This window comes from Pinirhizobacter sp. (assembly GCF_035317885.1).
Lineage (GTDB): Bacteria > Pseudomonadota > Gammaproteobacteria > Xanthomonadales > Rhodanobacteraceae > Pinirhizobacter.
The window spans coordinates 1-7,187 of the sequence record NZ_DATHFX010000205.1 but is presented as its reverse complement, the minus strand read 5'-3'; the positions used below and the strand labels follow the sequence as shown (position 1 = coordinate 7,187).

5 protein-coding genes and 1 pseudogene are annotated in these 7,187 nt (G+C 67.6%); all 6 read right to left on the bottom strand.

Annotated elements, in window-relative coordinates:
• Positions 1–351 (bottom strand): annotated as a pseudogene (locus tag VK519_RS06415) (tetratricopeptide repeat protein); the annotation flags it as partial.
• Positions 352–353: 2 nt separating this feature from the next.
• Complete coding sequence (gene mrcB, locus VK519_RS06410; protein ID WP_324348348.1) at positions 354–2,684, bottom strand: penicillin-binding protein 1B; 2,331 nt, start codon at positions 2,682–2,684, stop codon at positions 354–356.
• A gap of 100 nt (positions 2,685–2,784) precedes the next feature.
• On the bottom strand, positions 2,785–3,672 hold the full coding sequence (locus tag VK519_RS06405) for a glycosyltransferase family 2 protein (protein ID WP_324348346.1): 888 nt from the start codon (positions 3,670–3,672) through the stop codon (positions 2,785–2,787).
• Positions 3,669–4,505 (bottom strand): SDR family oxidoreductase, encoded by an 837-nt coding sequence (locus VK519_RS06400; protein WP_324348345.1) that lies wholly within the window; start codon positions 4,503–4,505, stop codon positions 3,669–3,671. Before VK519_RS06400 ends, VK519_RS06405 begins: the two co-directional genes overlap by 4 nt.
• Positions 4,506–4,507: 2 nt before the next feature.
• Positions 4,508–6,211 (bottom strand): tetratricopeptide repeat protein, encoded by a 1,704-nt coding sequence (locus VK519_RS06395; protein ID WP_324348344.1) that lies wholly within the window; start codon positions 6,209–6,211, stop codon positions 4,508–4,510.
• Between the two features lie 107 nt (positions 6,212–6,318).
• A partial coding sequence (locus VK519_RS06390) for an ACT domain-containing protein (protein WP_324348343.1) occupies positions 6,319–7,187 on the bottom strand: 869 nt, incomplete at its 5' end.

The window sequence follows — 7,187 nt, the reverse complement described above, 5'->3', positions numbered from 1 at the left end:
GCGCTGGCGGACATAGATCTCGGCACGATCCTGCAGCAGGTCGGGAGCGTCACCGGCGATTTTCAGGGCTGAATCAAGCTTGGCGCCGGCGGCGTCGTACTGCTGCGCCCGCTCGTCGGAAGAGGCGCCATCCTGCAGGCCGGTCACGCCAGGATCGCGCAGCGGGGCCACTTCGATGGCCGACTTGTCGCGCTCACCGGCGGCGCGGATCTGCGCCACGATGTCGTAGGTAGGGGCCGGTGCCTTGGTCGACTGGTTGGACGGGGGGCTGGGCTGGGTACAGGCAGCGAGCGCAACTACGGCGATCGTGGCCCCAACGTGAGGCAAACGTACGGCAAAAGCTCGAAACATGGTCAATCCGCAATGGGGGCAGTAGTGGAAGAGGCAGGCGAATTGCCGTCGCCACTGCCAAACATACCTCTGAACTGCTGCCAGAAGCATCCCTCTTGCTGTTCAGGCTGGAAGCCGGCGGCAAACGGGAGCTGGCGGGCACCCTGGCAACTGGGGTCGGTACGCTTGCCGGTGGCGGGGTCGATCCAGCCCAGTTCCAGGCCTTGAGCCAGATTGGTCGACAGCGGGCGGGTGGGCAGTTTGCGGAAGAGCTCACCCCACACCTTCAGACTGCCGGTGGCGCCGTACAGGCCCGTCGGCTTGTTGTCGTCGCGGCCCATCCACACCACGGCCAGGTGCTCGCCGGTGAAGCCGGCGAACCAGCTGTCGCGCTGGCTGTCGGAAGTGCCCGTCTTGCCGGCGGCGTGAAGCCAGCTCAGGCTCGACTCGCCGATGGCGCGCGCGGTGCCGCGGCTGACCACCTGTTGCATGGCCCAGGTCACCAGGCGCGCGGCCGACTGGTATTCGCCATTGCCGGGCTTCACTTCATAGCGCTTGATCGTTTTGCCCTGGGCGTCCAGCACGCCGCGCACGGCGATGAGCGGCAGGGCGTGGCCGTCGGCGGCGATGTACTGGTACAGCTGGGCCACCTGGAAAGGCGAGAGGTCTACCGCGCCCAGCAGCAGCGACGGACTGGGATTGACGTCCTCCAGGCCGAACGATTCCAGGAACGCCTTGATACGCGGCACGCCCACTTCCAGCCCCAGGTGCACCGTGGCCAGGTTCCACGAGTTGGCCAGCGCATCGATCATCCGCACCTGGCCGTGGATTTCCCTGTCGTCGTTCTTCGGCGTCCACGGCGTGCCATCGGGCTGGCGGATATTCACCGGCGTGTCGTCCAGCGTACTGCCCAACGACCAGCGCTGCGGGTCGGCTAGTGCCACCAGGTACACGAAGGGCTTCACCAGCGAGCCGATCGGCCGGCGCGCATCCAGTGCGCGGTTGAAGCCCTGGTCACCCGGATCGCGGCTACCGACGACCGCCAGCACGCTGCCGGTGGCTACGTCCGTCACCACCGCGGCACCTTGCGCCGCCGCGCCACGCTTGCCCAGGCTGTTCATGGTGGAGAGCAGCGATTGCTCGGTATAGAGCTGGGCGGCGGGATCGAGCGTGGTGAAGATCGACAGGCTGCCGTTGCGCAGGGCGTTCTCGTCGAAGTCGGCGGTGACCTGCGTGCGCACCAGCTGCATGAACGCCGGGAAACGGTTGTGCGGCAACTGTGCGTTACTCGCCAGCCCCAGTGGCGCGGATTGTGCGGCAAGGAAGGCTGCGTCGTTGAGCAGGCCCGTATCGCGGAACTGCTGCAACACCAGGTTGCGGCGGGCGATGGCGCGATCGGGATACCTGCGCGGGTCGTAGTAGCTGGGCCCCTTCACCAGGCCCACCAGAAGAGCGACCTCCTGCGGCCGGAGGTCTTCCATGCGACGACCAAAATAGAACTCCGCGCCTGCGGCAAATCCATGCACCGCCTGGTCGCCCTGCTGGCCCAGGAACACCTCGTTGATGTAAGCCTCGAGGATGCGGCTCTTGTCGTAGTGCATTTCGATCAGCACCGACAGGATCGCTTCGTTGAGCTTGCGCATCATGCTCTGGCTGCGGTCCAGGAACAGGTTGCGCACCAGCTGCTGGGTAAGGGTGGATCCGCCCTGCACCGTGTGGCCGGCGCGCAGGTTGGCGAACGAGGCACGCAGGATGGCGGAGAAATCAATGCCGAAGTGATGCTTGAAGTCGCGGTCTTCCACCGCCTGCAAGCCGCCGATCAGGAGCGGCGGCACGTCGCCCAGGCGCACGATGCGGCGCTCCTCGGCCTGCGCGCCGTACAGGGTGGCGATACGCGCCGGATCCAGGTGGGTGCCGTCCAGCGGCTTGCTGGTGGCCATGTCGGTGATCGAATCCACCTGGCCTTGCGACAGCACCACGCGGATGCGGTGGGCGATCTCGCCGCCGTCCGGACCCGCGTAGCCGCGCGAAGCGATGACATAGGTCGAACCGTTGCGGGCGAACGTGCCCGGCACCTGGCCCTTGCCGTCGTTCGAGTATCCGGCGAAGGTAAGCTCCAGTTCCAGTGCCGCCGGCTTCATCGCGGTGTCCTGGGCCAGCGGAAGCGGCCGCGCGTACACGCGCGTGGGCACGGCGAACACCAGGTCGTTGAATTGCTCCTGCACGCGGGAATTGAGCACTAGCGTGTAGGGCAGCAGGAAGCCGAAGAGCACGCCCAGCACGATGTATACGGGAATGCGGATCCAGGGCCAGATCGCGCGAAACAGGGCGCCGAGTCGGGAAAAGAAAGCCAAGGCAGGATGTTCCTCTTTCAATGCACCAGCCGATGATAGACATGGCAGGCCGGCAGGGATCTGAACGAACGATGGCTGCCCGGTGGCGTACGCGGGTATTTCACCCGGGCGGACACGCCGTGGTGCGCCCATGGATGCCGTCGGCGAGGCCCTTGAGCATGGCGCGCATGTTGCGCCCGCGCGGCCCCACCAACAACGCGAAAATCAGGAATTTCACCGGCAATCGCAGCAGGTCCTGCGCCACCCACGTGCGCGGCACGTGCGGCATCCGGTACAGCAGCACGCGGTTGCGCATGATGTAGTACAGCCTTGTGGGCCCATGCACCACCACCCGGCCCAGGCCCATCACGTTGCTGCGGCCATCGCCCAGGTGATGGCCCATGCGCGCGTCGGGCACCCCGAGCAGAACGTACCCGGCGGCACGCGCACGGCAGGACCATTCCAGGTCGACGTTGTCAATGAACAGCGTGGTGTCCATCTCGCCCACGGCGTCGAGCACGGCCAGCGGTATCAACGACCCGGAGCTGATCAGGAAGTCGCACGGCACGGGAGGGCCGTGCTCCGCGGTGATCTTCTGGTTCAGTGGAAATCCGAACCGTACGAAGGGCGCGACATGTTTTTCACGGGCATCCTTGAAGACCGGGCCCACCGCTGCGACGGACGTACCGGCATTCCCCGCGCCGTCAAGCACTTCGATCAGCGACTGGACCATGCCGGGTTTCGGTTCACTGTCTTGGTCGAGCAGCAGCACCGTGTCGAAGCCGCCCGAGCGTGCAAACGCAATACCCGTATTGAAGCCCGCTGCAAGTCCCGCGTTCACAGGCTGCGCGAGTAGCGTGACACCATCGCGCGCCGCCAATCGCGTGCCGCCGTTGTCGACCACCACCAGGTGCGCCACCTGCGGTCCCACCGCACTGACCAGGCGTTGCAGCAAGTCGGCGTCGGGATGCCAGGTAACGACGATGGCGCAGACGTGGCGACCGCTCACGAAGGCATCCAGCAGGCGCCGTCGGCCAGGAACGGCCGTGGCCGCACACCCAGCAGGCGCAGCAATGGCTCGTTGTCGGCGACCAGGTCGACATCCAGCCGGGAGATCGGACCGCGCGCGCGCGGGATGGCAGCAGCGGCAAGCCCCAGCAGCCATCGCGGCACGGGCAACGGCAAAGTGGCCACGGCAAGGCTGCGGCGAACGCGTGCGAACATCTCGCCACTGGTCAACCGCTCACCACCACCGACCGGGATCACCTGGCCCGCGGCCGCCGGCGTATCCAGGGCCGCGACGGAAGCGCAGGCTATGTCGTCGGCGTGCACCGGCTGTCGCAAGCCACGTCCCGACGGCAACGGGAACACGTGTGCACGCATGGCGCCACGCGCGATGGGCGACAGGCTTTTGTCGATGCCGGCGCCATACACCAGCGTGGGCCGAAGAACCGTCCAGGCAATCCCCCGCGCCTCGCATGCTGCCGCGAGCATCGTTTCGCCGTCACGCAGGCTGCGGGACAACTCGCGCTCGACGGCATCCGGGGAGTCTAGCTTGCTCTGCGCACTCATCGAACTGGTGCACACCACGCGGGTGACACCGGGTGCGGCGCCGCTGGCAAGCCACGGCGCCAACACGATAATGGGGCCGTAGCAGATCACGGCATCGACGTGCGCGATGTCGGGCATGCGATCGGGCAACTCGCCGCGCAGCCACGTAAGGCCGTCGGAATCGGCATGTTGCCAGCGACTCACGGCCACGACTTCATCGCCGCGCGCACGAAGGCGCGGCAACAAGAACCGTCCAATCTGGCTGGACGCACCCAGGACGAGGATCTTCATGCTCAGCGGCCGGACTGCAACCGGGCATAGGCATCGGGAAGGCGTGCGTCGTCTGGATTGAGACGACGCGCGGCATCCAGCGACTGCCGGGCACCCTCGCGGTCGCCTGCGTTGCCGCGCTGCTGCGCCTGGTCCACCAGGGCACTGGCCAGGCGCTGGCGCAGGCCTGCCTGCCCGGGCTCGCCCGGGGCGAGGTCGGCCATGGTGTCGAGCAAGTCACCCGCATGGCGCAGATTGCCGTTGGACATGGCCGTCTCGAACTGCTTCTGCACTACGCCAGGCAACGATTGCAGGCCGCTGCGGGCGGCCGCGTCGTTGCCGTCGATGGCCAGGGCGTTGCGGTAAAGGTCGTACGCGCAGTCGGCCGGCGGCGTCATGATGTCGCCCCTGGCCGTGGCAGCACGCGCCCGGCGCACGAGGTCGGCTACCTGGGCCTTTTGCTCTGGCGTGACGGAAAGCTGGGCCGGTGCGGTGTCGTCACTGCTGGCAGCATCGTTGGCGACACCGGCCGCGGCCGCATGGCCATCGCCCAGGCGGGCGCGCGCAGCCGCGAGGTCCGCGGATTTGGGAGCCAGCGTCGCTGCCTGGTCCAGCAGCTTGCGCGCCTGGTCGTTGTCGCCGGCATCCTGCGCGGCGCTGGCCTGCACGATAAGCGCCTGGGCCACCTGGCCAAGGCCAGCCTTGGCCTGTGTGTTGTCCGGATCGACCGCAAGCACGGCCTTGTAGCGCGCCAGGGCGTTATCGTCGCCGTCACCTGCCACCTTTCCCGAGCGCACGTTGTCGGCGGCCTGGCTGAGCAATCCGGCGGTGGCCTGGTCGTCCTGCTTGCGAGTTTCAGCCAGCGAGGCACGCAGGGAAGGAAGGTCGCCGTAGTTGGGCACGACGGCGGCGAGGCGCTCGACGATGCCGCTGGCCGATTTGCGGTCGTTGGCGGCGATCGCCTGGCGAGCCTGGGCCGCCAGCGCATCGCCTACCTTGTCCAGGCCGCGTGTGGCCACGGCATTGTTCGGGTCGCCGTCGAGCACCTTGCGGTACAGCGCGCCTGCGCCATCGGGGCCATCGAACTTGCCGGCGTCGAGCGCCGCCTGGGCCTGGTCCACCAGCGAACCCTGCTGGGCACTGGGGTTGCGCGCGCGGCTGATCTGCTGGCGCAGGCGCTCGATGTCATTTCCTCCGCCGAGGAGTTCGTTGGCGGCGTTGGTAGCGGCATCGGCTTCGTCCACGTTGCCGGCATTCAGGGCGGCGTCGGCGCGGGCCACCTCGGCCTGGCCCACCTTGCGCAGGCCATCCCGGGCACGGTCATTGTCGGGCTCGGCGGCTTGTACTTTTTCGTACAACTCACGGGCACTGTCGCCATTGCTGCCGTCGAGCTTGCCGGCGGCCAGGGCCTGGTCGGCCATGGTGAGGGTGTCGTTGAGCTCGGTGGCGGGCAGCATGCCGCGCAGACGGTCTTGCTGCAGGTACACCAGGGTCCCCGCGCCGATCACCAGCAGAAGCAACAAGGGCAGCAGCCATCCGCGCTTACGCTGGCGCCCCGGCGGCAGCGGATTGCCGCCATATACCCGGCGCTCGGGGGCCTCCACGCGGAAATGCGGCAAGCCATCGTCGGGTGCCGGGGCGGGACCCGGGCCGTCGAGGTTGTCCAGGCTGCCCAGGACGGGATCCGTGCGGCCACGCCGGCCATCTTTGGAATCGCGGCCGCTCATCGCTGGTGGGTCTCATTCATTCCGGAAAGCTTAACACCCGTGCCCATGGCAGCTCCGGGGCATCGAAGGGGCATTTAACGGGCGGATAGGGAGGCCTGCCCGGGTATTTACCCCAGCCGGCGCGCATCCGTGACGTTGGCAAGCGCCCCCAACCTGCCCAGCAGGGTGGAGAGTTGCTCGTAGTCCCGCACGCGGAGGGTGAAGCGCATTTCCACCTCGGCGGTGCGCGTATTCACCCGGCTGGACGAGGCCACGATATGCGGCCCGGTGTTGCTGATGGTGTTGGTGACATCCTTTTGCAGGCCTTTTCGGTCATAGCCGCGCAGTTCGATGTCCACCTCGTAGGCCTGGACGTCCACCTTGCCCCAGTTCACCTCGATCACCCGCTCAGGTTGCTTGCGGGCGAGGGCCGCCAGGCTCGCGCAATCGGCGCGGTGCACCGACACGCCCCGTCCGCGGGTGATGAAGCCCTTCACCGGGTCGCCCGGCAACGGCTGGCAGCAGCGCGCCAGGGTGGTGAGCAGGTTACCCACGCCGTCGATGCTGAGCGCGCCGCGATCGTGCTGGGCGGGGCGCGAAGCCACCGGCGTGGTCGACTGGGTGACTTCCGGTTCCGGCGCACGCTCCTGGAGGGCGCGCGCCACCTGTCCGGTGGTGACCTCCCCCAGCGCCAGCGCCACCAGCAACTCGTCATGGGTCTTGAGGTTGAAGTGTGCGGGAAGCTTCGCGAGGTCGGCATCGGGCAGCGCGAGCCGGCGCAGTTCGCGTTCGAGCGTCGCGCGGCCAGCCACGAGGTTCGCGTCATGGGCGCTGCGGCGGAACCACGCGCGCACTTTTTCGCGGCCGCGTGAGGTATGCAGGTAACCGTGGTGCACCGATAGCCAGTCGCGGCTCGGCTCGGATACCTTCGCCGTGAGGATTTCGATGCGGTCGCCACTGCGGGGCTGGAAGGTCAACGGCACGATGCGCCCGTTGA